The sequence below is a fragment of the Mycobacterium sp. E2699 genome (assembly GCF_001666745.1).
Taxonomy (GTDB): Bacteria; Actinomycetota; Actinomycetes; order Mycobacteriales; family Mycobacteriaceae; genus Mycobacterium.
Genome location: NZ_LZJH01000147.1, coordinates 185,892 through 208,892, shown reverse-complemented (window position 1 = coordinate 208,892; position 23,001 = coordinate 185,892). Strand labels below are relative to the sequence as shown.

Annotated in this window: 19 protein-coding genes and 1 riboswitch; of the genes, 13 read left to right on the top strand and 6 right to left on the bottom strand. The window is 68.7% G+C overall.

From position 1 onward, the window contains the following. Positions 1-7 precede the first annotated feature (7 nt). From A5696_RS26240 to A5696_RS26230, 3 genes are all read left to right on the top strand, one after another. Positions 8-778 carry a TIM barrel protein gene (locus tag A5696_RS26240; protein WP_082969140.1) on the top strand — a complete coding sequence of 257 codons (771 nt, stop codon included), beginning with the start codon at positions 8-10 and terminating at the stop codon, positions 776-778. A gap of 16 nt (positions 779-794) precedes the next feature. Continuing rightward, complete coding sequence (locus A5696_RS26235) at positions 795-2,003, top strand: DUF1214 domain-containing protein (RefSeq protein ID WP_067884079.1); 1,209 nt, start codon at positions 795-797, stop codon at positions 2,001-2,003. 209 nt (positions 2,004-2,212) lie between these two features. Beyond that, positions 2,213-4,213, top strand: a complete 2,001-nt coding sequence (locus A5696_RS26230) for an acyltransferase family protein (protein ID WP_067884071.1) — start codon at positions 2,213-2,215, stop codon at positions 4,211-4,213. Between the two features lie 2 nt (positions 4,214-4,215). Here the strand turns inward: A5696_RS26230 and A5696_RS26225 are convergent, their stop codons facing one another. Next, on the bottom strand, positions 4,216-4,875 hold the full coding sequence (locus A5696_RS26225) for an O-methyltransferase (RefSeq protein ID WP_067884069.1): 660 nt from the start codon (positions 4,873-4,875) through the stop codon (positions 4,216-4,218). A gap of 128 nt (positions 4,876-5,003) precedes the next feature. After that, a riboswitch (M-box (ykoK) riboswitch) is annotated at positions 5,004-5,191 on the top strand. Positions 5,192-5,455: 264 nt separating this feature from the next. Here A5696_RS26225 and A5696_RS27870 point away from each other — a divergent pair. Both A5696_RS27870 and A5696_RS26220 read left to right on the top strand, forming a co-directional pair. Continuing rightward, a complete protein-coding gene (locus A5696_RS27870; protein ID WP_156738596.1) occupies positions 5,456-5,671 on the top strand; it encodes a hypothetical protein in 216 nt (71 codons plus the stop codon). 102 nt (positions 5,672-5,773) lie between these two features. Further along, the gene (locus tag A5696_RS26220; RefSeq protein WP_067884067.1) at positions 5,774-7,585 is read left to right on the top strand and encodes an NRAMP family divalent metal transporter; all 1,812 of its coding nucleotides are present in this window, start codon (positions 5,774-5,776) and stop codon (positions 7,583-7,585) included. Here A5696_RS26220 and A5696_RS26215 read toward each other — a convergent pair. After that, a complete protein-coding gene (locus A5696_RS26215) occupies positions 7,577-8,521 on the bottom strand; it encodes an NADP-dependent oxidoreductase (protein WP_067884066.1) in 945 nt (314 codons plus the stop codon). The two genes, A5696_RS26220 and A5696_RS26215, sit on opposite strands and share 9 nt — an antisense overlap. A gap of 148 nt (positions 8,522-8,669) precedes the next feature. On the opposite strand from A5696_RS26215, the gene A5696_RS26210 reads away from it, so the two are divergent. Continuing rightward, complete coding sequence (locus A5696_RS26210) at positions 8,670-9,299, top strand: hypothetical protein (protein ID WP_067884063.1); 630 nt, start codon at positions 8,670-8,672, stop codon at positions 9,297-9,299. A 16-nt stretch (positions 9,300-9,315) separates the two neighbouring features. On the opposite strand, the gene A5696_RS26205 is transcribed toward A5696_RS26210, so the two are convergent. Then, positions 9,316-10,071, bottom strand: a complete 756-nt coding sequence (locus A5696_RS26205) for a L,D-transpeptidase family protein (protein ID WP_067884061.1) — start codon at positions 10,069-10,071, stop codon at positions 9,316-9,318. 164 nt (positions 10,072-10,235) lie between these two features. On the opposite strand from A5696_RS26205, the gene A5696_RS26200 reads away from it, so the two are divergent. Further along, complete coding sequence (locus tag A5696_RS26200) at positions 10,236-10,892, top strand: cysteine hydrolase family protein (RefSeq protein ID WP_067884059.1); 657 nt, start codon at positions 10,236-10,238, stop codon at positions 10,890-10,892. A gap of 22 nt (positions 10,893-10,914) precedes the next feature. Then, positions 10,915-11,847 carry a LysR family transcriptional regulator gene (locus A5696_RS26195; protein ID WP_067884058.1) on the top strand — a complete coding sequence of 311 codons (933 nt, stop codon included), beginning with the start codon at positions 10,915-10,917 and terminating at the stop codon, positions 11,845-11,847. On the opposite strand, the gene oxc is transcribed toward A5696_RS26195, so the two are convergent. Beyond that, the gene (oxc, locus tag A5696_RS26190) at positions 11,831-13,561 is read right to left on the bottom strand and encodes an oxalyl-CoA decarboxylase (RefSeq protein WP_067884039.1); all 1,731 of its coding nucleotides are present in this window, start codon (positions 13,559-13,561) and stop codon (positions 11,831-11,833) included. The two genes, A5696_RS26195 and oxc, sit on opposite strands and share 17 nt — an antisense overlap. A gap of 214 nt (positions 13,562-13,775) precedes the next feature. On the opposite strand from oxc, the gene A5696_RS26185 reads away from it, so the two are divergent. Then, positions 13,776-15,329, top strand: coding sequence for a FadD7 family fatty acid--CoA ligase (locus A5696_RS26185; RefSeq protein WP_067884037.1), 1,554 nt, complete (start codon positions 13,776-13,778; stop codon positions 15,327-15,329). Positions 15,330-15,345: 16 nt separating this feature from the next. Here A5696_RS26185 and A5696_RS26180 read toward each other — a convergent pair whose 3' ends face one another. Next, complete coding sequence (locus tag A5696_RS26180) at positions 15,346-17,493, bottom strand: elongation factor G-like protein EF-G2 (RefSeq protein WP_067884035.1); 2,148 nt, start codon at positions 17,491-17,493, stop codon at positions 15,346-15,348. 133 nt (positions 17,494-17,626) lie between these two features. Then, a complete protein-coding gene (locus A5696_RS26175; RefSeq protein ID WP_067884033.1) occupies positions 17,627-18,049 on the bottom strand; it encodes a TIGR03668 family PPOX class F420-dependent oxidoreductase in 423 nt (140 codons plus the stop codon). 31 nt (positions 18,050-18,080) lie between these two features. On the opposite strand from A5696_RS26175, the gene A5696_RS26170 reads away from it, so the two are divergent. From A5696_RS26170 to A5696_RS26155, 4 genes are all read left to right on the top strand, one after another. Next, positions 18,081-18,545: a nuclear transport factor 2 family protein gene (locus tag A5696_RS26170; protein ID WP_067884031.1), complete on the top strand. Its 465-nt coding sequence runs from the start codon at positions 18,081-18,083 to the stop codon at positions 18,543-18,545. A gap of 148 nt (positions 18,546-18,693) precedes the next feature. Continuing rightward, complete coding sequence (locus tag A5696_RS26165; protein WP_067884029.1) at positions 18,694-19,752, top strand: S1C family serine protease; 1,059 nt, start codon at positions 18,694-18,696, stop codon at positions 19,750-19,752. A gap of 121 nt (positions 19,753-19,873) precedes the next feature. Then, on the top strand, positions 19,874-21,643 hold the full coding sequence (gene treS / locus A5696_RS26160) for a maltose alpha-D-glucosyltransferase (RefSeq protein ID WP_067884023.1): 1,770 nt from the start codon (positions 19,874-19,876) through the stop codon (positions 21,641-21,643). After that, positions 21,640-22,992, top strand: coding sequence for a phosphotransferase (locus A5696_RS26155; protein WP_067884022.1), 1,353 nt, complete (start codon positions 21,640-21,642; stop codon positions 22,990-22,992). The genes treS and A5696_RS26155 overlap by 4 nt, the downstream gene beginning before the upstream one ends. Positions 22,993-23,001: the final 9 nt, after the last annotated feature.

The following is a 23,001-nucleotide window of genomic DNA, read 5'->3' as shown; positions in this document are numbered from 1 at the left end:
AATTCTCGTGCGTGCGCTATCGGTCCACAACGTGACGTTCCTCGGGGCGGATACCGATGAACTGCACCAGAATTGGACGACCCTTGGCCTGCGACACCTCAGCATCCTCGACACGCAACTCCTCGACCCCGGCTTCGTTCACCTGATCCGAGCCGAAGAGTACGCGGTCGAGGCGGTCTACCACCTGTTCGCCGACGGGGCGGACCTGTCGCGGCTGATCGATGCCGCCGCGACCGTGGGCGCCCGGTGCATCTACATGCTCACCGGCGGCCGCAACGGCCTCACCTGGGAGCGGGCGGCCGAGCGGTTTTGCCGCGCGATCGAGCCGTGTGTGCAACAAGCGCGGCAGGCCGGCGTCGCCCTGGCCATCGAGAACGCGTCCAGCCTCTACGCCGACATCCACGTCGCCCACAGCCTGCGCGACACCATCACCCTCGCCGAGCTGGCGGGGCTTGGCATCTGCATCGACCTGTTCCACTGCTGGGCCGAGGCCGATCTCGCGGGACTGCTGAGGCTGGCGCTGCCCCGGACAGAACTGATTCAGCTGAGCGACTACGTGCTGGGAGACCGGGCCCTGCCGGCCCGCGCCGTACCGGGCGACGGCGCGATCCCGATCGAAACCTTCGTGGCTCAGACGCTGGCCGGGGGCTACCGGTTCGGTTTCGACCTGGAATTGCTCGGGCCGCGAATCGACGCGGAAGGCAGGCTGGCGGCGGCCGGGCGAGCGTGCGCGACGGTCAGCGCGATGCTGGACAGGCTTGGGCAGCGGAGCAGCTGAGAAAGGGCGTGGCGCGGTGGCTTTCGGTGATGGGCCCGATGATGCGGCACTCGACCGCGCGTGGAGCGAATTCTGCGAACGATTGAAAACCGCCGGCAGTCAGGCGTTCAAGGACTTGAACGCGACCTCTGGCCTGCAGCGTGCCGACGCGTTTCGCTTTCTCACCCAGAACCTGGGGCAGGCTTTTGATCTGGCCCTGGAAACCCGCGACACCCGCTACCCGGCGATGCACGCCTTTTGCAGTCCCACCCGCAAGCTGGGGGGCGACTGCGCCGACTTCACCTACCAACAGGTCTGGATCGACGGCGAATCGACGTACCGCATCAGCGGAACCCGCGGCACCGCACCGTTTTTCAACGTCACCGTGCAAGGCTCGCGTCCGGACGGTCCACACGTCCTGCACGAGCCGTTCGGTGACGTGCCGGAGGCGAACCTGTTCGGCGACCAACTCCGCGTCGAGCCGGACGGCACGTTCGAGCTGTACGTCGGTGGTTCCGAGCGCGGGCCGAACTGGCTGCCGACCACCGCCGGTTCGCGCAAGCTGTTCATCCGCCAGGGCTTCGACCGCTGGGACGAGCGTCCCGCGCGGATGCGGATCGAGCGCGTCGACATGGACTCGCCCAAGCCGCTGCCGACTCCCGACACGATGGTTGCGGCCATGCGCTGGGCGGGTGAATTCGTCACCGGCCTGATGAGCGACTGGCCCGAGTTCCCGTTCGCCCACGGCGGCGTCGACGGCGAGCACCCCAACAGGTTCCCCGCCCCGGCGGCATCCGAGGCGGACGCCAAACGCGGCCGAACCGCCGCCAACATGTACTGGGAGCTGGCGCCCGACGAAGCCCTCATCGTCGAGTTCGACGCCCACGAGGGCTTGTGGATGATCACCAACATGGGGGCCTACTTCACCAGCATGGACTACCTGTACCGGCCGGTGAGCTACACCCCGAGCCGCGCATCGGTCGACAACGACGGCAAAGTCAGACTGATTCTGGCCCATCGGGACCCGGGTTTCCGCAACTGGATCGACACCCAGGGATTCGAGCGCGGCAACCTCACCTACCGCCACCTGCTCGCGGGTCGGCCGGCGACACTGGCGACCCGGCTCGCCAAACACGCCGACCTCGCGCGCGCGTTACCGCCGGAAACCGCGCGCGTCACCCCCGCCGAGCGCACCGCGCTGATGCGGGAACGCTTCCACGGTGTCCTGAACCGATTTCCGCTCTGATACCCGGCTCCCCGCGCGTGTCTTTCCGGCTGTCCCGGCCGCGCCGCAATTAGGCTTGCTCCGATCAAGAGGAGGGGCAGCGACGTATCGGCATCAACTTTGGCGCCGGGCGACAAGCGGGTCAGGGCGCATCAGCAACGGACATTGAGCCGGGCGGGAGGCACCCCGCACCGGCGCGTTCTGCTTCCCGGCCCCGGTGGGTTGCCCCGGTGCGCCGCGCCGGCCGGATCGCGATCTGGGATCAACCGGACCGCCGCAGCGGCATCCCGGCGCTGGACGGCCTGCGCGCGATCGCGGTCGCGCTGGTGCTCGTCGGGCACGGCGGCATCCCCGGCGTGGGCGGCGGGTTCATCGGCGTCGACGTCTTCTTCGTCCTCAGCGGCTTCCTCATCACCTCGCTGTTGTTGGACGAGCTGCGGCGCACGGGCCGCATTGAGCTGACCGGCTTTTGGATCCGGCGCGCGCGCCGGCTGGTGCCGGCGCTGCTGTTGATGGTGCTCAGCGTGGGCGCGGCCCGCGAGCTGCTGCCCAGCCAGTCGCTCACCGGGTTGCGTGACGACGCGGTCGCGGCCTTCCTCTGGGTGGCGAATTGGCGGTTCGTCGCGCAGAAGACGGACTATTTCACCCAGGGCGCCCCGCCCTCGCCGCTTCAACACACCTGGTCGCTCGGGGTCGAGGAGCAGTATTACTTCGTCTGGCCGGTCCTGCTGATCGCGGTCACCCTGCTGTTGGCCGCGCGGGCCAGGCGCTACTTCCGACGGGCCACCGTCGGCGGCGTGCGGTTCGCCACCTTCGTGATCGCGACGGTGGGGGCGTTGGCGTCCGCGGTGCTCACCGTCGTCCTCGCCTCCGAGTCCACCCGCGACCGGATCTATTTCGGCACCGACACCCGCGCGCAGGCGCTGTTGATCGGCGCCGCGGCGGCGGCTCTGCTGGTGCGGGATTGGCCATCGATGAACCGCGGCTGGTGCCTGATCCGCACCCGGTGGGCAAGGCGGGTGGCCCGTCTGTTGCCGATGCTCGGCCTGGCCGGCCTGGCGGCGGCCACCCACTATGCGACCGGCGGCGCCGGCGAGTTTCGCCACGGCCTGTTGGTCGGGGTCGCGATCGCTTCGGTCCTCGTGGTCGCGCCGGTGGCGATGGAACAGCGCGGCGTTGTTGCCCGCATCCTCGCCCTGCGCCCCCTGGTGTGGCTGGGCACCATCTCCTACGGCGTCTACCTGTGGCACTGGCCAATCTTCTTGGCGCTCAACGGCGAACGCACCGGATGGTCGGGGTTGCCGCTGTTCGCCGCCCGGTGCGCTGCCACCGTGGCGGTCGCCGCCGCGTCGTGGTGGCTGGTCGAGCAGCCGATCCGGCGCTGGCGGCCGGCGCGGGTGCCCCTGTTGCCGCTGGCGGCGGCCACCGTGGCCAGCGCCGCTGCGGTGACGCTGTTGGTCATTCCGGTGGGAACCGGGCCCGGTCTGCGCGAGGCGGGCCTGCCACCGGGGGTGTCGGCCGTCGCCGCGGTCTCGCCCTCACCGCCCGCCGGTAGCCGGCCCGCGCCGCGCGATCCGCGCCGGCCCTTCACGGTTTCGGTGTTCGGTGATTCGATCGGGTGGACGTGGATGCACTACCTGCCGCCCACGCCGGGATTCGCCTTTCTGGACCACACGGTCATCGGCTGCAGCCTGGTGCGCGGGACCCCGTACCGGTACATCGGCCAAACCCTCGAGCAGCGGCCGGAATGCGACGGCTGGCCCATCCGATGGTCGGCGCAGATGAGCCAGGACCAGCCTGACGTCGCGCTGTTGATCATCGGCCGGTGGGAAACGGTCGACCGCGTCAACGAGGGCCAGTGGACGCACATCGGCGACCCCACCTTCGACGCCTACCTCAACGGCGAACTCGAACGCGCACTGAACATCGTGGGCGCCACTGGCGTTCGCGTGGTGGTGGCCACCGTGCCCTACAGCCGGGACGGCGAAAAGCCGGACGGCCGCCTTTATCCGGAGGACCAACCCGACCGCGTCAACCTGTGGAACGCCATGCTGCGCAGGACCGTTGCCCACCACCCGAATGTCCGGATCCTCGACCTGAACAAGAAGCTGTGCCCCGACGGCGTCTACACCGCCAAGGTCGACGGCATCAAGGTGCGCAGCGATGGCGTCCACCTCACCCCAGAAGGCGTGAAATGGCTGACGCCGTGGCTCGAGGAATCCCTGCGCTGACCCTAATCGCCCGTGCGGCAGCTGATTTCCATGCTGTCGCTTTCCCGGACGGCAAAGTTGAAGCTCACGTAGCCGTTGCCCGGGTCGCGCACCCGGTCGAGATAGGGTCGGGTGTCCTCGGCGCTGGCATTGTCGGCGATGACCAACGCGCCCGTCGTCAGGCGCGGTTCGAGCAGTTCGATCACCGGCAGGTAGAGGTCCTTCCAGCCGTCGAGAAGCACGAAATCAACGGGCCCGTCCAGCTCGGCCAGCGTGATCAGCGCGTCCCCCTCGAGGATGGTGATCACGTCATCCAGACCGGTCTCGGCGAATGTCCGCCTGGCCGCGGCGATCTTGGGGGCGCTGAGCTCGGTGGTCACCACCCGCCCGGTGCCGTTGTCGCGCACCGCCGACGCCAGGTGCACCGCGGAGATTCCGAAGGACATGCCGAACTCGACGATCGTCGCCGGCCGGGTCGCGCGCACCAGGGCATACAGCAGGCGGCCGGCTTCCGGTGTGACCGGGATGTAGAACTCGCTCATGGCGTCGGCGCGCTCTTGCGCGCTCATCGGGCGGTCGAAATCACCGTGCATCTCGCGCAACCGCGACATCTGATCTTTCGTTTCGGCGTACATCCGGTCGAGGAGCGTCGCGACGTTGGGCGCCTGCAAAGTATTGGCCATGCCGTCGAGGGTAGGCCTCGACCGATGGAACGAAGGACGGCCCCGGTGGGCGCCGGTTAACGCAAACCCACGTCAAGGTTGCGTAAACGAGTTTGACGAGCTCGCGGGCCTCGGGCAAGATGGACGGGCAAGCACCTCGGTAGGTGAGGCGTCTGCACGGATACAGGCCACTGACCCCGAACGTCGAGAGACGCCCCGGGTCAGGACAGCTCTTCCCGGACCCAAGGGTTGAGCCCAAGTGGCTTCCGGATCGCGACCGTCGGCTAAATCCGGATACGCCGTGCAGTGCCAAAGCTCCGAACGAGAGGGGTGCCATCGGCGCTCTGCCGCCGGTGATTCGAGCCTCTCCCGTTCAGGTGAATGTGACGACACCCGCGTGTGTCCCGGCCGTGAGGAGGTGAGGGCGAGATGAGTCCCGGCGACAGTCCCTATCCGAAATCCGTCTTGTCCCGACCCGGTTCCGGCATTCCTTCTGCCGCCTGAGTTTTCGGGCTTCCGTCTGACCCCGCGCGTCGCAACGCGGTTTTCCGGGGTCGCCGCGCATGCCACGAACCGATCGGACCTGCGACAGGAGAAGATCATGGTTTTTGTTGTTACACAGCGTGTCACCGGTCACACCGGTGGACGCAGAGAAGCGTTGCTGCGTTCGGCGCGGCTGCTTGCGAACAAGTTGCACATGCGGACCGCACTGACTCCCCAGGAGCGGGCCAACCTGTATGTGTCGCGGATGCCTATCGCGGTAATCACGGCGTCGCTCGGCGGGCACCCGTCGGGCAGCGCGGACGGCCGTCGGTGATCGGCCCCGCCGGCCGCCCGGTGGCGGGCACTGCGCCCGTCGCCGGGTGACTGGCCGGCTATCGCGGTCTCCCACCAATCCACTTGAGAGAGCCGGACTCCTATGACTTCGACCCCGACCCAGCATCGTGGCGGCTTGCGCGCCGCATTCAGTCGCGGCGGAGCAGTGGCTCCGCCTCCAGGCTCCGACGGCGCCGGCCAGGCGGTATTGGACTCGGCGCACACCGGCGACATCGTCGGCGCGTTCGGCCGAATCCGGCGCGATGGCACCGGCGGCTTCGACGCTTTCAGTGGGCGTTGGCGCCGCCTGCGGACCCTGGCGGTCATCACCGGCCCCGGGCTGATCGTGATGGTGGGCGACAACGACGCCGGCGGCGTCGCGACCTATGCGCAGGCCGGCCAAAACTACGGGATGGGGCTGTTGTGGACGTTGGCGCTGCTGATCCCCGTGCTCTACGTCAACCAGGAAATGGTGCTGCGATTGGGAGCGGTCAGCCGGGTGGGCCACGCCCGCTTGATCTTCGAGCGGTTCGGCAAGTTCTGGGGCGCGTTCAGCATCGGTGATCTGCTGATCCTCAACGCCCTGACGATCGTCACCGAATTCATCGGCGTCTCGCTGGCGCTCGGATTTTTGGGCTGCCCCAAGATCATCGCCATCCCCGCCGCTGCCGTGTTGTTGTTCGCCGTCGTGGCCGGGGGGTCGTTTCGGCGATGGGAAGGACTGATGTTCCTGCTGATCGCTGTCAACGTGCTCATCGTCCCGATGGTGCTGATGGTGCATCCCTCCCTGAAGGCAACCGCCGGCGGACTGGTACCGCAGTTCCCGGGCGGGCTCAACTCCACCGTGCTGTTGTTGACCGTTGCGATCGTCGGCACCACGGTGGCCCCCTGGCAATTGTTCTTCCAGCAGTCCAACGTCGTGGACAAGCGCATTACGGCGCGCTGGATCCCTTACGCCCGAGCCGATTTGGTCATCGGAATCGTCGTGGTCATGGCCGGCGCGACTGCGCTGATGGCCGTGACCGCCTTCGGTTTGGCGGGAACCACCGACGTCGGCAACTTCACCGACGCGGGTGCGGTTGCGACCAGTCTGCGAGACCACCTGGGCAAGCCGGTGGCGGTGCTGTTCGCGATCATCCTACTGGACGCGTCGCTGATCGGGGCCAACGCCATCGGGCTTTCCACGACTTACGCCATCGGTGACGCGATGGGCAGGCGACACTCACTGCACTGGAAGCTCACCGAGGCCCCGCTGTTCTACGGCGGATACGCATTGCTGCTCGGGGTTTCCGCTGCGGTCGCCTTCAGCCCCGATCACGTGCTGGGCCTGGTGACCCAGGGCGTGCAGGCGCTGGCCGGTGTCTTGCTGCCCTCGGCGACGGTGTTTCTGGTCTTGCTCTGCAACGACCGCGCAGTGCTGGGGCCGTGGATAAACACGGTGCGCCAGAACATCATCGCGTGGACCATCGTGTGGTCTCTGGTCCTGTTGTCGCTGGCGTTGACGGCGACGACGTTCTTCAAGAATCTGCCAACCGCCGCCATCGAGGCAGGCCTCGCAATCGGCGCGGTGGTCGGAATCGTCGGCGGCGCGGCCGCCATCGTCGCGGGTCGGCGGTCCAGCGATCGGCGTGAGGCGGAAGCCATCGTGCAGCGCTTCGGCGATGGTCTGGATCCCGAGCAGGTCGATGAGATCGACGATGCCCGGTCGCTCACCAGGGCCGAGCAGCGTGCCTTGCGCCGAGAGGACCGTGCGAACTGGCAAACCCCCAACCTCGCCGGTCTGGAGCGTCCGACGATGTCGCCACTCCGCCGGGCGGGACTGTTGACGCTGCGTGGCTACCTGGTCTTGGCCATCGTGTTCGTCATCATCAAGGTCATCGAGATCGCTGTGGTCGGACCGGCTGCCTCACTGTGAACCTTGGGGCAGCAGAACGATTTTGCCGCGGGTGTGCCGCTTCTCGAGCTCTTCGTAGGCGTCGGCGACCCGGTCCAGCGGATAGCTGGCCGCGACCTCGAACTCGATGGCGCCGGTGACGATCAGGTCGGCCATCTCGGCGAGCACCTCGGTTGTCGACGCGTCGGCGCTGCCTTCGGTCTTGGCGCCGACCTCGCCGGCTTTCTGGAACGCGATGATCGTGTCGATGCGCTCGGGCGCGACGCCGAGATCCACAGCGAGCTGGACGTACTCGGGGCCGAACAGGTCGATGAACGCGTCGATTCCGTTCGGTGCGGCCTCCCGCAGGCGATCGGCCAGCCCGTCGCCGTAGGCGACGGGGGTGACGCCGTGGGCGCGCAGCCAGTCGAAGTTGCCGGGACCCGCGATGCCCAGCACCCGCGCCTTGCGCAGGGTCAGCAGTTGCACGGCCAGGCTGCCGACGCCGCCCGCGGCCGCCGAAACGGCGACCGTCTCGCCCGGTTGCGGGTCGACCGCGCGCACGGCGGCGTACGCCGTGACGCCGACCACGTACAGCGAACCTGCTGTTTCCCAACTCATTTGGCTTGGCCTGCGGATCAGCTGATCCACCGGAACGGCGGTGTGGGTGGCGTGGCTGGATCGGCGGAAGCTGAACCCCAGCACCTCGTCGCCGACGGAAAACCGGGTCACTCCGGGTCCGACGGCTGTCACGACCCCGGCGAGATCGCTGCCCTGCCCGGACGGGAAGGTGGCTGGGAACATCTCGTGCAGCGCCCCGGTTCGGATGGCGGCCTCGCCGGGATTGATCCCGGCGGCGCGTACCTCGACCACCACCTCACCCGGGCCGGGCGAAGGCATCTCCACATTCGCCACGTACAAGACGTCACGGCCCCCGTAACGGTCGAACCGTACGGCACGCGCCACCCCAGCCGTCATGTCGTCTCCCTCCCCGGATCGCCCTTGCTCCGGCCAGCATAGGCCGCCAACCTGGGCCGGCCGTTTGACCGGCGCAGGCCTTGTTCCTGCCGGCATTTCGCAGTAGCGTCAGGCGCCGCGGACTGTGGATAGACGCGGAAGGAACGCCATGGATCTCGCTCGGATCACCGTCGGCGGCTGGCTGGTCGCCACCGTCGCGGTCGGTGCCGTGGTCACCGGCTGCGGCAATGACCAGAAGAACTCGTCGCCCTCCTCCTCGACGACGTCGTCTTCGGGCGCTGCCACTTCGTCGAGCGGTTCGGGCACGGTGACGGCTCCGTCGCAGGGTCAGCCCACCGATTACAGTTCGCTGCTGATCAAGGCCAGTGACATCGGCGGGGACTTCAAGACCCCGCAGCCGCCCGTGCTGAACCCGAACAACGCGGCGGGCGTCGCACAGCTTTTCGCCAACCCCGACAACAGCCGCCGGATCGGCGACACCATCCTCATCGTCGCCGATCCCGAGGTGGCCAAGGCGGGAATCGAAAACACCAAGGCCAACTATGCGGGCAAGGTCAGCGGCACGTGGCAGCCCGTCGATGTCGGCTCCAACGGCTTCATGATCTCCGGTAATTCGCCCGACAACTCCCAAGCAGTCACCGTGTTGCTGTTCAGCGAGGGCAAGGCCGTGGTCAACATCGAATTCGACAGCGCGCCCAACGATCCGATCGATCCGGCCATCGCGACCGACGTCGGGCGCAAGCAGGACGCCGCGATCAAAAGCGGGTTGCCCGGCTAGGGCTTGCCCGAAGGCGTCAGGCCACGACCTGGATGGGGTCGCCGACGTTGACCTGATTGAAATACCACGCCGCGTTGTCGGGGCTCAGGTTGATGCATCCATGGCTGACGTTGGCGTGGCCCTGTGAGTCGACCGACCACGGGGCCGAGTGCACATACACACCGCTCCAGGTGACCCGGACGGCGTACTGCGCCGTGATCTTGTATCCCTCGGGCGAACTCAGCGGTATGCCGATGGTGCGCGAATCCATCACCACCGTGCGGTCCTTCTCCAGGGCGGTGAAGTTCCCGATCGGCGTCGGGCGGCTGGGCTTGCCCATCGACGCCGGCATCGTGCGCAGCACTTCGCCGTTGCGGCTGACGGTGAACGTGTGCCCGGAGAGGCTGGCGACACCGAGCAGTTCGTCACCGGTGTCGAAGCCCGTCGTCAGGGCCTGCACTCCGGCCGAGACATGAGTGTGGGCGGGCCAGTAGTGGTTCGGCACCCACTGGACGACGTTGTTCTCGACCCACTCGAAGTGTCCCGGCGTATCGCTGGGAGAAGTGACGTGGATGGTCCGCTCGGCGGCGGCGCGGTCGGTCACCGGCGCGGTGAAGGTGACCACGACCGGGTGCGCCACGCCCACCACCGCTCCGTCAGCGGGCGACACCGACGCGACGGCGGGCACCGGCTGGGGCAGGGGGACGGCGGCCACGCCGCGGGCGGCGCTGCCCAACGCGCCCATGCCGACAATCGCTACCATAACGAACAGATAACGAAACGCTCGGTGCATGGCGCCTACCCTTTGCGATGGCTCAACTGACACAACGATATTCTACTGGCTGTCGGTTCATTACGATTTTCAGCAAACTACGGCGGCTTCGCTGGCCCGGCCAGACGGCCGCAGACCGCCGGAAGAGCCGATCAGAGCAAGCGCAACGGCGGCAAGGGGCGGACATGACCGCAAACGATCGCTACACGCGTCCGAGGGCGGCGACCGCCGCCCTGATCCTGATCGACGTGCAGCTCGACTTCATCGACGTCCCCGGCGATCACGCGCCGATGCCGGTTGCCGGCACGCGCGCCGCGATCCCGGCGATGGCGCGGTTGGCGGCGGCCTTCCGGCGACGGGGGCTGCCCATCGTGCACGTCGTCCGGCTGTATCTGCCCGACGGCTCGAACGTGGACCTGGCGCGGCGCCAGTCGATCGAGCGGGGCGCCCGGATCGCCGCACCCGGCAGCGCCGGTTCGCAGATCGCCGCGGAACTCCTGCCCAAATCCGTTGACCTGGAACATGAGTTGCTCCTGGCCGGTGGTTTCCAACGAGTGGGACCCGCCGAGCACGTGATGTACAAGCCGCGGTGGGGCGCCTTCTACGGCACCTCCCTCGAGCAGCACCTGCGTGAAAGCGGCAGCGATACGGTCGTTTTCGCGGGCTGCAACTTTCCCAACTGCCCCCGAACGTCGATCTACGAGGCGTCCGAACGCGACTTCCGGATTGTTCTGGTGTCCGACGCGATCTCCGGCCTCTACGACCGGGGCGTGGCGGAGTGCCGCGCCATCGGGGTGGACGTCCTGAACACCTCGGAGACACTCGATTGGCTGGGGTGCTAGCCGCGCGTTAGCCTTCAGCGAGATGCTTTTCCGTCAACTGGAGTACTTCGTTGCGGTCGCCCAGGAGCGCCACTTCGCCCGGGCGGCCGAGAAGTGCTACGTCTCCCAACCCGCGCTGTCGGCGGCCATCGCCAAGCTCGAGCGAGAGCTGAACGTCACGCTGATCAACCGCGGGCACAGCTTCGAGGGCCTCACGCCCGAAGGGGAGCGACTGGTCGTGTGGGCCAAGCGGATTCTCGCCGAACACGACGCGTTCAAGGCCGAGGTGCACGCCGTGCGGTCCGGGATCGCGGGGACCCTTCGGCTGGGCACGGTCCCGACCGCCTCCACGACGGCGTCCCTGGTGCTCTCCGCGTTCTGTTCCGCGCATCCGCTGGCCAAGGTGCAGATCCTCTCCCGGCTGGCCGCCACCGAGCTGTACCGGCGCCTGCGCGAGTTCGACCTGGACGCCGCCATCGTGCACACCGGCACCGACGACGCACACGACGTGCACCTGGTGCCGCTCTACGAGGAGCACTACGTGTTGCTGTCGACGGCGAACATGTTGCCCGCCGGGGCCTCGACGCTGACCTGGGCGGAGGCCGCGCAACTGCCGCTGGCCCTGCTGACCGCCGACATGCGTGACCGCCAGATCATCGACGAAGCCTTCGCCGGCCACGCCATCACCGTCACCCCGCAGGTCGAAACCGACTCCGTCGCTTCGCTGTTGGCCCAGGTGGCCACCGGAAACTGGGCGTGCATCGTCCCGCACACCTGGCTGTGGACGTCGCCGCTGGGCGCCGAGATCCGTGCGGTCGAGATGGTGGAACCGGCGCTGAAAGCCGAGATCGCGTTGGCCACCAACGCTTCCGGCCCGGGCTCACCCGTCGCACGCGCGCTCACCGCGTGCGCTCAGGAACTCGCGCTGGGCGAATTCTTCGACGCACAGTTGCTGGGCATCACGCACCGGCGCTGATCGTGGGTGTGGCCGCGCTGGTCGGGTTGAGGCCCGCCAGATGGCCGCTTTCCACTCCGGCTGCCGGGTCGAGCTCGCAGTCGATGACCGACGGCCCGCCGGAGGCGATCGCTTCGGACAGCGCCGCGCGCAATTCCGGCGGCGTGGTGACGTGATACCCCTTGCCGCCGAAGGCCTCCGCGATGAGCTCGTGACGCGCCCGGGCGTTGAGCACGGTGGGCGCCGGGTCCGGTCCGGTCGCGGTCTCGTCGCCGCGGTAGACGCCCCCGTTGTTGAGGATCACGACGGTCACGGGCAGCCGGTACCGGCAGATCGTCTCGACCTCCATGCCGGAGAAGCCGAAGGCGCTGTCGCCCTCGATCGCGACGACCGGGCTGCCGGTCTCCGCCGCCGCGGCGATGGCGTATCCCATGCCGATGCCCATCACGCCCCAGGTCCCCGTGTCGAGCCGGCGCCGCGGCAGCTCCATGTCGATGACGTTGCGCGCCAAATCCAGCGCGTTGGCGCCCTCGTTGACCACATAGACCCCCGGGTTCTCCTGCAACACGGCACGAATGGCGCCCAGCGCGTTGTAGAACCGCATCGGGTGCGGATCTTCGGCCAGCCGCTCGCGCATCTTCGCCTCGTTGCGGGCCCTGCGATCGGCCAGCTCCTCGACCCAGTCGGCGGGCGCGGCGATCGGGTTCGCCGCCGCCGCGTCACACAGCGCCGACAGCACCGAGCCGATGTCGCCGACCAGGGGCGCGGCTATCGGCCTGTTGCTGTCGAGCTCCGCCGCGGCGATGTCGACCTGCACGAACTCGGCGTCGGCCGACCATTGCGGCGACTCCCCGTGACCGAGAAGCCAATTCAGCCGGGCGCCCACCAGCATGACCGCGTCCGCGCGGGAGATCGCCAGCGAGCGCGCCGCCCCGGCCGACTGCGGGTGCGAGTCGGGCAACAGGCCCTTGGCCATCGACATCGGCAGGAACGGAATCCCGGTGGCCTCCACGAACTTCCGAACCACGTCGTCGGCCTGCGCGTAGGCGGCGCCCTTGCCGAGCACGATCAGCGGCCGCCGCGCCCGCCCGAGCACCTGCAGAGCGCGATCGACCGCCTCCGGCGCCGGCAGCTGCCGGGGCGCGGGATCGACCACCCGCCAAACAGTTTCGGCGGCGGCCGAGGCGTCCATGGCCTGGCCCAGGATCTCGCCGGGGATGTCCAGGTAGACCCCGCCCGGGCGCCCGGAGGTCGCGGTCCGAATGGCGCGCGCCACCCCACGCCCGATGTCTCCGATCCGGCCGATCCGATAAGCCGCCTTCGTGAAAGGCCTTGCCGCGGTTAGCTGATCGAGGTCCTGGTAGTCGCCCCGCTGCAGATCGATCATCGCCCGGTTGCTCGAGCCCGAGATCTGGATCATCGGGAAGCAGTTCGCGGTCGCGTTCGCCAGCGCGGGCAGGCCATTGAGGAAACCGGGCCCCGAGGTGGTCAGGCACACGCCGGGCCGCCGGGTGAGAAACCCGGCGGCGGCGGCCGCGTTGCCGGCCGAGGCCTCCTGCCGAAAGCCGATGTAACGGATCCCCGACGCCTGCGCGGTGCGGGCGAGGTCGGTGATCGGGATGCCGACGATGCCGTAGATGGTGTCGACGTCGTTGGCCTTCAGGGCATCGACGACGAGCTGGAAGCCGCCGATCAAGCGAGTCGCGTCGCTGGGCGGTGCCGAAACGGTGGTCATGGTGGCGACTCCTGGGGTGCGTGTGCCGTATCTGCCTGGCCACCACTGTTGTGTCGGTGCGCGCGGCTGTCCAAGACTAGGCCGCTATCCAGCGATTCACCCCGTCTATCAATAGCCTCCACCTATCGAATGTGAGGGGATCGGTATTGGACGGGCGCCGGGGCGCCGCGGCAAGGTGCCAACAGGACTTTGACAACGACGAAAGGATGGGGCGATGAGGACGAGCGAGCACGTTGTCGCTGATCTGGTCGAGGTGGCGGCGAGCCGGCGCCCGGACGCCCCGGCGCTCGTCGTCACCTCCGATCGCATCCCGGTGAGCTACCGCGAGCTGGTCGGCCTGGTCGACGACCTGGCGGGCCAGCTGAAGCGGGCCGGTCTGGTGCCGGGCGATCGGGTCGCGCTGCGCGCCGGCAGCAACGCCGAGTTCGTCGTCGGCCTGCTGGCCGCGTCGCGGGCGGAGCTCGTCGCGGTCCCGCTGGACCCGGCCCTGCCGGCCGGCGACCAGCGCGCCCGAACCGAAGCGGTGGGGGCGCGGGCGATGCTGGTCGATGGTGACGGCCCCGGCGATGAGCGGGAGCCGGCCCTGCGCCGGTGGCCGATCGCGGTGACCGCGGGTCGCGGTGCGGGTGCGCCGGCGGTGCACCTCGACACCGCGACGCCGCCGGCGCCGGACGTCGCGACGCCCGAGGGGCTGCGCGACGACGACGCGATGATCATGTTCACCGGGGGCACCACGGGGGTGCCGAAGATGGTCCCGTGGACGCACGACAACCTCGCCAACTCGGTGCGGGCGATCATCGCCGGCTACGGGCTGGGCCCGGACGACGCGACGGTCGCGGTGATGCCGCTGTACCACGGTCACGGCCTGGTCGCCGCCCTGCTGGCGACGCTGGTCTCCGGGGGCACCGTCCTGCTGCCGGCGCGCGGCCGGTTCTCCGCGCACACGTTCTGGGACGACATCGACGCCGTCGGCGCGACCTGGTACACCGCCGTGCCGACGATCCACCAGATCCTGTTGGAGCGCAGCAAGACCGAGCGGTCGGGCAACGACCGGGCCGCGCTGCGGTTCATCCGCAGCTGCAGCGCGCCGCTCACCCCGGAGACGGCGCAGGCGCTGCAAGAGACGTTTTCGGCATCGGTGGTGTGCGCCTTCGGCATGACGGAGGCGACCCATCAGGTGGCGACGACAGGCATCGGCCGAACCGAAAACCCCGCCGCCACGGGCGGTCTCGTCGGCGCGTCGACCGGGCCGGAGATCCGGATCGCGGGACCCGACGGTCGGCCGCTGCCCGCGGACGCCGTCGGGGAGGTCTGGCTGCGCGGGCCCACCGTGGTGCGCGGCTACCTCGGGGACCCGGCGATCACCGCCGCCAACTTCACCGACGGCTGGTTGCGCACCGGTGATCTGGGCTCGCTGACCCCGGCCGCGGACCTGATCATCCGCGGCCGGATCAAGGAACTGATCAACCGGGGTGGCGAGAAGATCTCGCCGGAACGCGTCGAGGGCGTGCTGGCCACCCACCCCAACGTCTTCGAGGTGGCCGTGTACGGGCTGCCGGACAAGTTGTACGGCGAGACGGTGGCCGCGGTCATCGTGCCCAGGGAGGCGCCCGCGCCCACACCGGACGAGCTCGCGGAGTTCTGCCGCGACCGGCTGGCGGCCTTCGAGGTGCCCGCCACCTTCCGGGAGGCCGGCGCGCTGCCGCACACCGCGAAAGGCTCGCTGGACCGCCGGGCCGTGGCCGACCAGTTCGGCCGCAGCGCCTAGGCGCTCCAATCGCTTGTCACGCCGTGGTTTTCACCCGCGCCGCCGCCGTCTCCGGCATGGGCTCGTACCTGACGAAGGAGCGGGTGAAGGACGCGGCCCCGTGCGAGAGCGACCGCAGGTCGATGGCGTAGCGGGTCAGCTCGACCTGAGGCACCTCGGCCCTGACCACCGTGCGTTCGTGGCCGGCGGTGTCGCTGCCGAGCACCCGGCCGCGGCGCCCGGACAGGTCGCCCATCACCGCACCGACGAAGTCGTCGGGCACCAGCACCGAGATCTCGTCGATCGGCTCGAGCAGGGCCACCCTGGTGGCCGCCGCCGCCTCGCGCAGGGCCAGCGCACCCGCGGCCTGGAACGCGAAGTCCGACGAGTCCACGCTGTGGGCCTTGCCGTCGAACAGCGTGACCCGGATGTCGACGACCGGGTAACCGGCGTGCACGCCCTTTTCCATTTGCGCACGGACGCCCTTCTCCACGCTCGGGATGAACTGGCGCGGCACCGCCCCGCCCACCACCTTGTCGACGAACTCGAATCCCGAACCCTCCGGCAGCGGCTCCACCTCGATGTCGCAGACGGCGTACTGGCCGTGCCCGCCCGACTGCTTGACATGGCGGCCGTGTCCTTTCGCCTTGCCGGCGAACGTTTCTCGCAGCGGTACGCGGAGGTCAACCGTGTCCACGGTGACGCCGTAGCGGTTCGCCAGTGCGTCCAGGACGACACCGGCGTGGGCCTCCCCCATGCACCACAGCACGATCTGGTGCGTTTCCTGGTTCTGCTCGATCCGCAGCGTCGGGTCCTCGGCGGCCAGCCGTCCCAGCCCGACCGACAGCTTGTCCTCGTCGGTCTTGGCATGCGCCTGAATGGCCACCGGCAGCAGCGGCTCCGGCATCGTCCAGGGCTTGAGGACCAGCGGCTCGGCCTTGTCCGACAGCGTGTCGCCCGTTTCGGCGCGGCTCAGCTTGCCGATCGCGCAGATGTCGCCGGCCACCACGGCGGCCGCGGGGCGCTGCTGCTTGCCGAGCGGGAAGGACAGCACCCCGATGCGTTCGTCCTCGTCGTGATCGGGGTGCGAATTCCCGTTCCCGTTGGCCGCGCCGAAGAACGACGCAAAATGGCCCGACACATGAACCGTCGTGTCGGGCCTGATGGTCCCGGAAAAGACCCGGACCAGGCTCACCCTGCCGACGTAGGGGTCCGACGTCGTCTTCACCACCTCCGCGAGCAACGGCGCGTCGGCATCGCACGCCAGCGTCGCGTGCGTGGCACCGTTCGGCGTGAAGACTTCCGGGAGCGGGTGTTCCATCGGGGACGGGAATCCCCGCGTGGCGACCTCCAGCAATTCCAGGGTGCCGACGCCGGTGCCGCTGCACACCGGGATCACCGGGAAGAACGAGCCGCGGGCAACGGCTTTCTCCAGGTCGCCGATGAGCACCGACTCGTCGATCGACTCGCCGCCGAGATAGCGCTCCATCAGCGACTCGTCCTCGGATTCCTCGATGATCCCCTCGATCAGGGTGCCGCGCGCCTCCTCGATGCGCTCGGCGTCCGACGGGTCCGGCTCGAGGACGGTCCGCTTGCCGTCCGTGTACTGGTAGCGCCGCTGCGAAAGCAGGCCGATGAGGCCGTCGGGCGTCGGCAGGTACAGCGGTAACACCTTGTCGCCGAACGCGTTTTGCGCGGCGGCCAGCGCCTCCTGGTAGTTCGCCCGCGCGTGGTCGAGCTTGGTGATCACGACGGCCCGCGGCATCCCGACCTGGCTGCACTCCTGCCACAGCGACTTGGTCGGCTCGTCGACACCCTCGTTCGCCGCGATCACGAACAGCGCGCAATCGGCGGCGCGCAGGCCGGCCCGCAACTCGCCGACGAAATCGGCGTAGCCGGGCGTGTCCACCAGGTTGATCTTGATGCCGTCGTGCGAAAGGGACGCGACGGCGACGCCCACGGAGCGCTGCTGGCGGATTTCGGCCTCGTCGTAGTCGCAGATCGTGCTGCCGTCGGTGACCGAGCCCGCCCGGGACAGCACGCCGCCGGCGACCAGCAGGGCCTCGACCAAGGTGGTCTTGCCGCCGCTCGACGGGCCCACCAGCACCACATTGCGAACATCGCCCGGACCGTTCGCGGTGGGAGCGGCCCCCGCGCCCTGGGAAGCGTTCGCCTTGTCCGCCATGACTTTCCTCCAGTTCTGCAGCGCCGCGGGGTGCTGTGGCGCGGTGTGTTCTGGGCCACAGGACGCTTTAAGCAACTTTTCCCCCAACGGCCGCCCAACACAAGGCCACGGGCGGGCCACAATTGGGGCCGGGTCAGGCGTGCCAGCCGGCCCAGCGGCGCACCGTGACCGCGATCACCGGGCCGTCCAGCGAAACGGCCTGGTACTGGGGATATTTGGCGCGCAGCAACCGGAACCCGGTGGCAAGAGCGTCGCCGTCGGAATGAATTGCGGCGATGCCGTCGGCGCGGGCCCACCACAACCGCGACCAATCCTCGTCGTAGTGGTCGACGAGCAGGCTGACCTGGGGATTGAGTTCGATGTTGGCCAGCCGCCGCAGCCGCCGCGACGCCTTCGGTTTGGCGTCCACGGCGGTGTACACGACGCCCTGACCGCCGTGCGCCTCGTCGACGGCGAAGACCACCGGGACCAGGTGCGGCGCGCCGTCGGGCGTGGCCGTGGCCAGCCGGGCTATCGGGGACTGTGTGAATCTGACCTTCGGGTCGAATTCGCCCACCTGGTCAGCTTAGGGCCGTACTTTTACTCCCATGCCGGCGGAAACCCAGATCACCAACCTCCTCTACCGCTACGCCGAATGCATCGATGCCGGCGATCTGCCGGGCGCGGCCGCGCTTTTCGAGCACGCCCGCATCCGCATCGGTGGGTCGGACGCCGCGCAGGAAACCGTTGACGCCAATGCGCTGCTGGGCATCTGGAAGTCGCTGATCGTGATACACCCCGACGGGACGCCGCGAACCAAGCATGTGACGACGAACCCGATCATCGAGGTCGACGAGCGGGCCGGCAGCGCGAGCTGCCGTAGCTACTACACGGTGCTGCAGCAGACCGACGAGCTGCCCCTGCAAACCATCGTCACGGGTCGCTACCACGACCGATTCGAGCGGGTCGACGGCGAATGGCGGTTCTCGTACCGCGACCTCACGCTCATCGACATGGTGGGTGACGTCAGCCGGCACCTGACCCATGCGATCACGCCGGCCCGGAGGGCCTGAGCGGGGACCGGCGGCGCAGCGGCCAAACGGGGACTGACCACCATCCCGCATAGCTATCTGCATTACGGTTATACAGATCGAGTTGTGTGTCCCAGACGCGGAGGCTGGGCCGATTCTGGTTCTGAGCGCAAAGCAGGAGGTGACGGGGATGGGCAAATGGCACCACCGCTCAGTCTGGTGGTCATGGTTGGTCAGCGTGCTGGCTGTGATCGGACTGGGCCTGGGCCTGGCCACGGTCCCGGCGTCCGCCGCACCTCCCGGGCCGTCTCACGACCGGCCCATGGCGCCGCTCGACCCCTCGGGCATCGTCGGCAAGGTGGGGCCGCAGGTGGTCGACATCAGCACCAAATTCGGCTACAACAACGCGGTCGGCGCGGGAACCGGGATCGTCATCGACCCGGGCGGCGTCATCCTGACCAACAACCACGTGATCTCAGGTGCCACCGACATCAGCGCGTTCGCCGTCGGCAACGGCCAGACCTATGCCGTCGACGTGATCGGCTATGACAGGAACGCGGATGTCGCGGTCCTGCAGCTGCGCGGTGGCGGTGGCCTGCCCGCGGCCAACATCGGTGGCGGGGTGGCGGTCGGCGAACCCGTCGTCGCGCTGGGCAACGCCGGCGGTCAGGGCGGGACGCCGAGCGCGGTGGCCGGCAAGGTCGTCGCGCTCAACCAGACCGTGTCGGCAACCGACACGCTGACCGGTGCCGAGGAGAACCTGGGCGGGCTGATCCAGGCGGACGCCGCGATCCGGCCGGGTGACTCCGGTGGACCCATGGTCAACCAGGCCGGGCAGGTGATCGGCATGAACACCGCCGCCACCGACAGCTACAAGATGTCCGGCGGTCAGGGCTTCGCCATTCCGATCGGTACGGCGATGGGGGTCGCCGGACAGATCCGGTCCGGCGCCGGCTCGAACACGACGCACATCGGTCCGACGGCCTTCCTCGGCCTGGGCGTCACCGCCGACGGCGGCAACGGCGCGCGGGTCGAACGCGTCGTCGGCAGCGGTCCCGCGGCGGCCGCCGGCGTGTCGGCCGGCGACGTCATCGTCGGCGTCGACAACGTCCCGATCACCGGGGCCACCTCGATGACCGACGTGCTCGTCCCGCACCACCCCGGCGACACCATCATGCTGCGCTGGATCGCCAAGGGGGGCGGCGACCGCAGCGGGCCGGTGACGCTGGCGGACGGGCCGCCGGCCTGATATTCGCGCGGATAATGCCCGCCTCGCATCCAACTCCCTTGCGGCACAGCGTGATCCGTCGCACGCCAGCGGTGGTGATTCCCGACGTGCCGCGTCGGGTACACGTGGCATCGTGGAATTGATGAACGACGCACGAGAAGCTGTCGAGCACGATCCAACCGCGGGCAGTCACGTCGAAGACGGTGTGGTCGAGCACCCGGATGCCGAGGATTTCGACAACGCCGCCGCGCTGCCGGCGGACCCGACGTGGTTCAAGCACGCGGTTTTCTACGAGGTCCTGGTCCGCGCGTTCAGTGACGCCAACGCCGACGGGCAGGGCGACCTGCGCGGACTCATGGACCGCCTGGACTACCTGCAGTGGCTCGGGATCGACTGCATCTGGCTGCCCCCGTTCTACGACTCACCGCTGCGCGACGGCGGCTACGACATCCGCGACTTCTACAAGGTGCTGCCCGATTTCGGGACCGTCGAGGACTTCGTCGCCCTCCTCGACGCGGCCCACGAGCGGGGGATCCGGGTGATCACCGACCTGGTGATGAACCACACCTCGGAGTCCCACCCGTGGTTTCAGGAGTCGCGGCACGATCCCGACGGGCCCTACGGCGACTACTACGTCTGGAGCGACACCAGCGAGCGCTACACCGACGCCCGCATCATCTTCGTCGACACCGAGGAGTCGAACTGGACTTTCGACCCGGTCCGGCGCCAGTTCTACTGGCACCGCTTCTTTTCCCACCAGCCCGACCTGAACTACGACAACCCGGCCGTTCAGGAGGCGATGATCGACGTCATCCGCTTCTGGCTCGGGCTGGGCATCGACGGATTTCGCCTCGACGCGGTGCCCTATCTGTTCGAACGTGAGGGCACCAACTGCGAGAACCTCCCCGAGACCCACGCCTTCCTCAAGCGGGTGCGCAAGGTCGTCGACGACGAGTTCCCCGGCCGGGTGCTGCTCGCCGAGGCCAACCAGTGGCCGGGCGACGTGGTCGAGTACTTCGGGGATCCCAGCACCGGCGGCGACGAGTGCCACATGGCGTTCCACTTCCCGTTGATGCCGCGCATCTTCATGGCCGTCCGGCGCGAATCGCGGTTTCCCATCTCGGAGATCCTGGCCCAGACGCCCGCCATCCCCGACATGGCCCAGTGGGGAATCTTTTTGCGCAACCACGACGAGTTGACGCTCGAGATGGTCACCGACGAAGAGCGCGACTACATGTACTCCGAGTACGCCAAGGACCCGCGGATGAAGGCGAACGTCGGCATCCGCCGCCGCCTCGCGCCCCTGCTGGACAACGACCGCAACCAGATCGAGCTGTTCACCGCGCTGCTGCTGTCGCTGCCCGGCTCGCCGGTGCTCTACTACGGCGACGAGATCGGCATGGGCGACGTGATCTGGCTCGGGGACCGCGACGGGGTGCGCACCCCGATGCAGTGGACCCCGGACCGCAACGCCGGGTTTTCCACGGCCAACCCCGGCCGGCTGTTCCTGCCGCCCAGCCAGGACCCCGTCTACGGGTACCAGGCCGTCAACGTGGAGGCGCAGCGCGACACCTCGACGTCCCTGCTGAACTTCACCCGGATGATGCTGGCGGTGCGCGGGCGGCACAAGGCTTTCGCGATCGGAAGGTTTGAGGAGCTGGGCGGGTCTAACCCCTCCGTGCTGGCGTTTGTGCGCCAGGCGGATGGGGACACCGTGCTATGCGTCAACAACCTGTCGCGGTTCCCCCAACCGATCGAACTGAACCTGCAGAACTGGAGCGGCTGCACGCCGGTGGAGCTGACCGGGCACGTGGAATTCCCCCGTGTCGGTCACCTGCCCTACCTGCTGACACTGCCGGGACACGGGTTCTACTGGTTCCAGTTGTCCCCCGCATGTGAGGAGAACTCATGACTGTCCCTTCCGGGAGCCCGGCCAAGCTGCCCTGGTCCGAGTGGCTGCCTCAGCAACGCTGGTACGCCGGACGCAACCGGGAAGTGTCACGCGCGGAGGCGGCCGTCGTCGTCCCGCTGCGGGACGGCCTCGACCTGGTGCTCGTTGACGCCGACTATGCCGACGGTTCGTCGGAGCGCTACCAGGTGATCGTCGGGTGGGATTCCGCGCCCGTCTCGGAGTACAGCACCGTGGCCACGATCGGCGCCGCGGACGATCGGACCGGCTTCGACGCCCTCTACGACGTCGACGCCCCGCGGTTCCTGCTGTCCTTGGTCGACTCTTCGGGCGCCCGCGGCGCGTCCGGTGTCGACGTGACGTTCGCCAAGGAACCCGGCGTCGAGCTGCCGCTGGAAGCGATGCCGCACGTCTCCGACGCCGAGCAGAGCAACACCAGCGTGATCTTCGATCGGCGCGCCATCTTCAAGGTGTTCCGCCGCGTCAGCAGCGGCATCAACCCCGACATCGAACTGAACCGGGTGCTCGCGCGGGCGGGCAACCCGCATGTGGCCCGGTTGCTGGGCACCTACGAGATGGCGCTCCCCGACGATGAGCCCTGGCCGCTGGGCATGGTGACCGAGTTCGCGTCGAACGCCGCCGAGGGCTGGGCCATGGCCACCGCCAGCATCCGGGACCTGTTCGCCGAGGGCGACCTGTACGCCTACGAGGTCGGTGGTGACTTCGCCGCCGAGTCCAACCGGCTGGGCGAGGCAGTGGCCTCCGTACATGCGACGCTGGCCGAGTCGCTGGGCACGGCCGAGGTCCCTTTCCCCGCGGACACGGTGCTGGCGCGGCTGTCGTCGACCGTCGCCAAGGTGCCCGAACTCGAGGAGTACGCGGCGACGATCGAAGAACGATTCGGCAAGCTCGCCGGCGAGACGGTCACCGTGCAGCGGGTGCACGGCGACCTGCATCTGGGTCAGGTGTTGCGGACCCCGGAAAGCTGGCTGCTGATCGACTTCGAGGGGGAGCCGGGCCAGCCGCTCGACGAGCGGCGGGCGCCGGATTCACCGTTGCGCGATGTGGCCGGCGTCCTGCGCTCCTTCGAGTACGCCGCCTACGGGCCACTGCTCGATCAGGGCGGCGACAAGCAGCTGGCCGCCCGCGCGCGGGAATGGATCGAGCGCAACTGCGCGGCCTTCTGCGACGGTTACGCGGCCGTGTCCGGGATCGACCCACGCGATTCGGCGCAGCTGCTGGCCGCATACGAACTCGACAAGGCGGTCTACGAGGCCGGTTATGAGGCGCGGCACCGGCCCGGATGGCTGCCGATCCCGTTGCGTTCCATCGCCCGGCTGACCGCCGCTTAGCGCAAACAT

Excerpts from the sequence above, each read along its gene's own strand:
- A5696_RS26225 (WP_067884069.1), bottom strand. The coding sequence starts at position 4,875 with ATGGCCAATACTTTGCAGGCGCCCAACGTCGCGACGCTCCTCGACCGG.
- A5696_RS27870 (WP_156738596.1), top strand. The coding sequence starts at position 5,456 with ATGGTTTTTGTTGTTACACAGCGTGTCACCGGTCACACCGGTGGACGC.
- A5696_RS26220 (WP_067884067.1), top strand. The coding sequence starts at position 5,774 with ATGACTTCGACCCCGACCCAGCATCGTGGCGGCTTGCGCGCCGCATTC.
- A5696_RS26215 (WP_067884066.1), bottom strand. The coding sequence starts at position 8,521 with ATGACGGCTGGGGTGGCGCGTGCCGTACGGTTCGACCGTTACGGGGGC.
- A5696_RS26210 (WP_067884063.1), top strand. The coding sequence starts at position 8,670 with ATGGATCTCGCTCGGATCACCGTCGGCGGCTGGCTGGTCGCCACCGTC.
- A5696_RS26205 (WP_067884061.1), bottom strand. The coding sequence starts at position 10,071 with ATGCACCGAGCGTTTCGTTATCTGTTCGTTATGGTAGCGATTGTCGGC.
- A5696_RS26200 (WP_067884059.1), top strand. The coding sequence starts at position 10,236 with ATGACCGCAAACGATCGCTACACGCGTCCGAGGGCGGCGACCGCCGCC.
- A5696_RS26195 (WP_067884058.1), top strand. The coding sequence starts at position 10,915 with ATGCTTTTCCGTCAACTGGAGTACTTCGTTGCGGTCGCCCAGGAGCGC.
- oxc (WP_067884039.1), bottom strand. The coding sequence starts at position 13,561 with ATGACCACCGTTTCGGCACCGCCCAGCGACGCGACTCGCTTGATCGGC.
- A5696_RS26185 (WP_067884037.1), top strand. The coding sequence starts at position 13,776 with ATGAGGACGAGCGAGCACGTTGTCGCTGATCTGGTCGAGGTGGCGGCG.
- A5696_RS26180 (WP_067884035.1), bottom strand. The coding sequence starts at position 17,493 with ATGGCGGACAAGGCGAACGCTTCCCAGGGCGCGGGGGCCGCTCCCACC.
- A5696_RS26170 (WP_067884031.1), top strand. The coding sequence starts at position 18,081 with ATGCCGGCGGAAACCCAGATCACCAACCTCCTCTACCGCTACGCCGAA.
- A5696_RS26165 (WP_067884029.1), top strand. The coding sequence starts at position 18,694 with ATGGGCAAATGGCACCACCGCTCAGTCTGGTGGTCATGGTTGGTCAGC.
- treS (WP_067884023.1), top strand. The coding sequence starts at position 19,874 with ATGAACGACGCACGAGAAGCTGTCGAGCACGATCCAACCGCGGGCAGT.
- A5696_RS26155 (WP_067884022.1), top strand. The coding sequence starts at position 21,640 with ATGACTGTCCCTTCCGGGAGCCCGGCCAAGCTGCCCTGGTCCGAGTGG.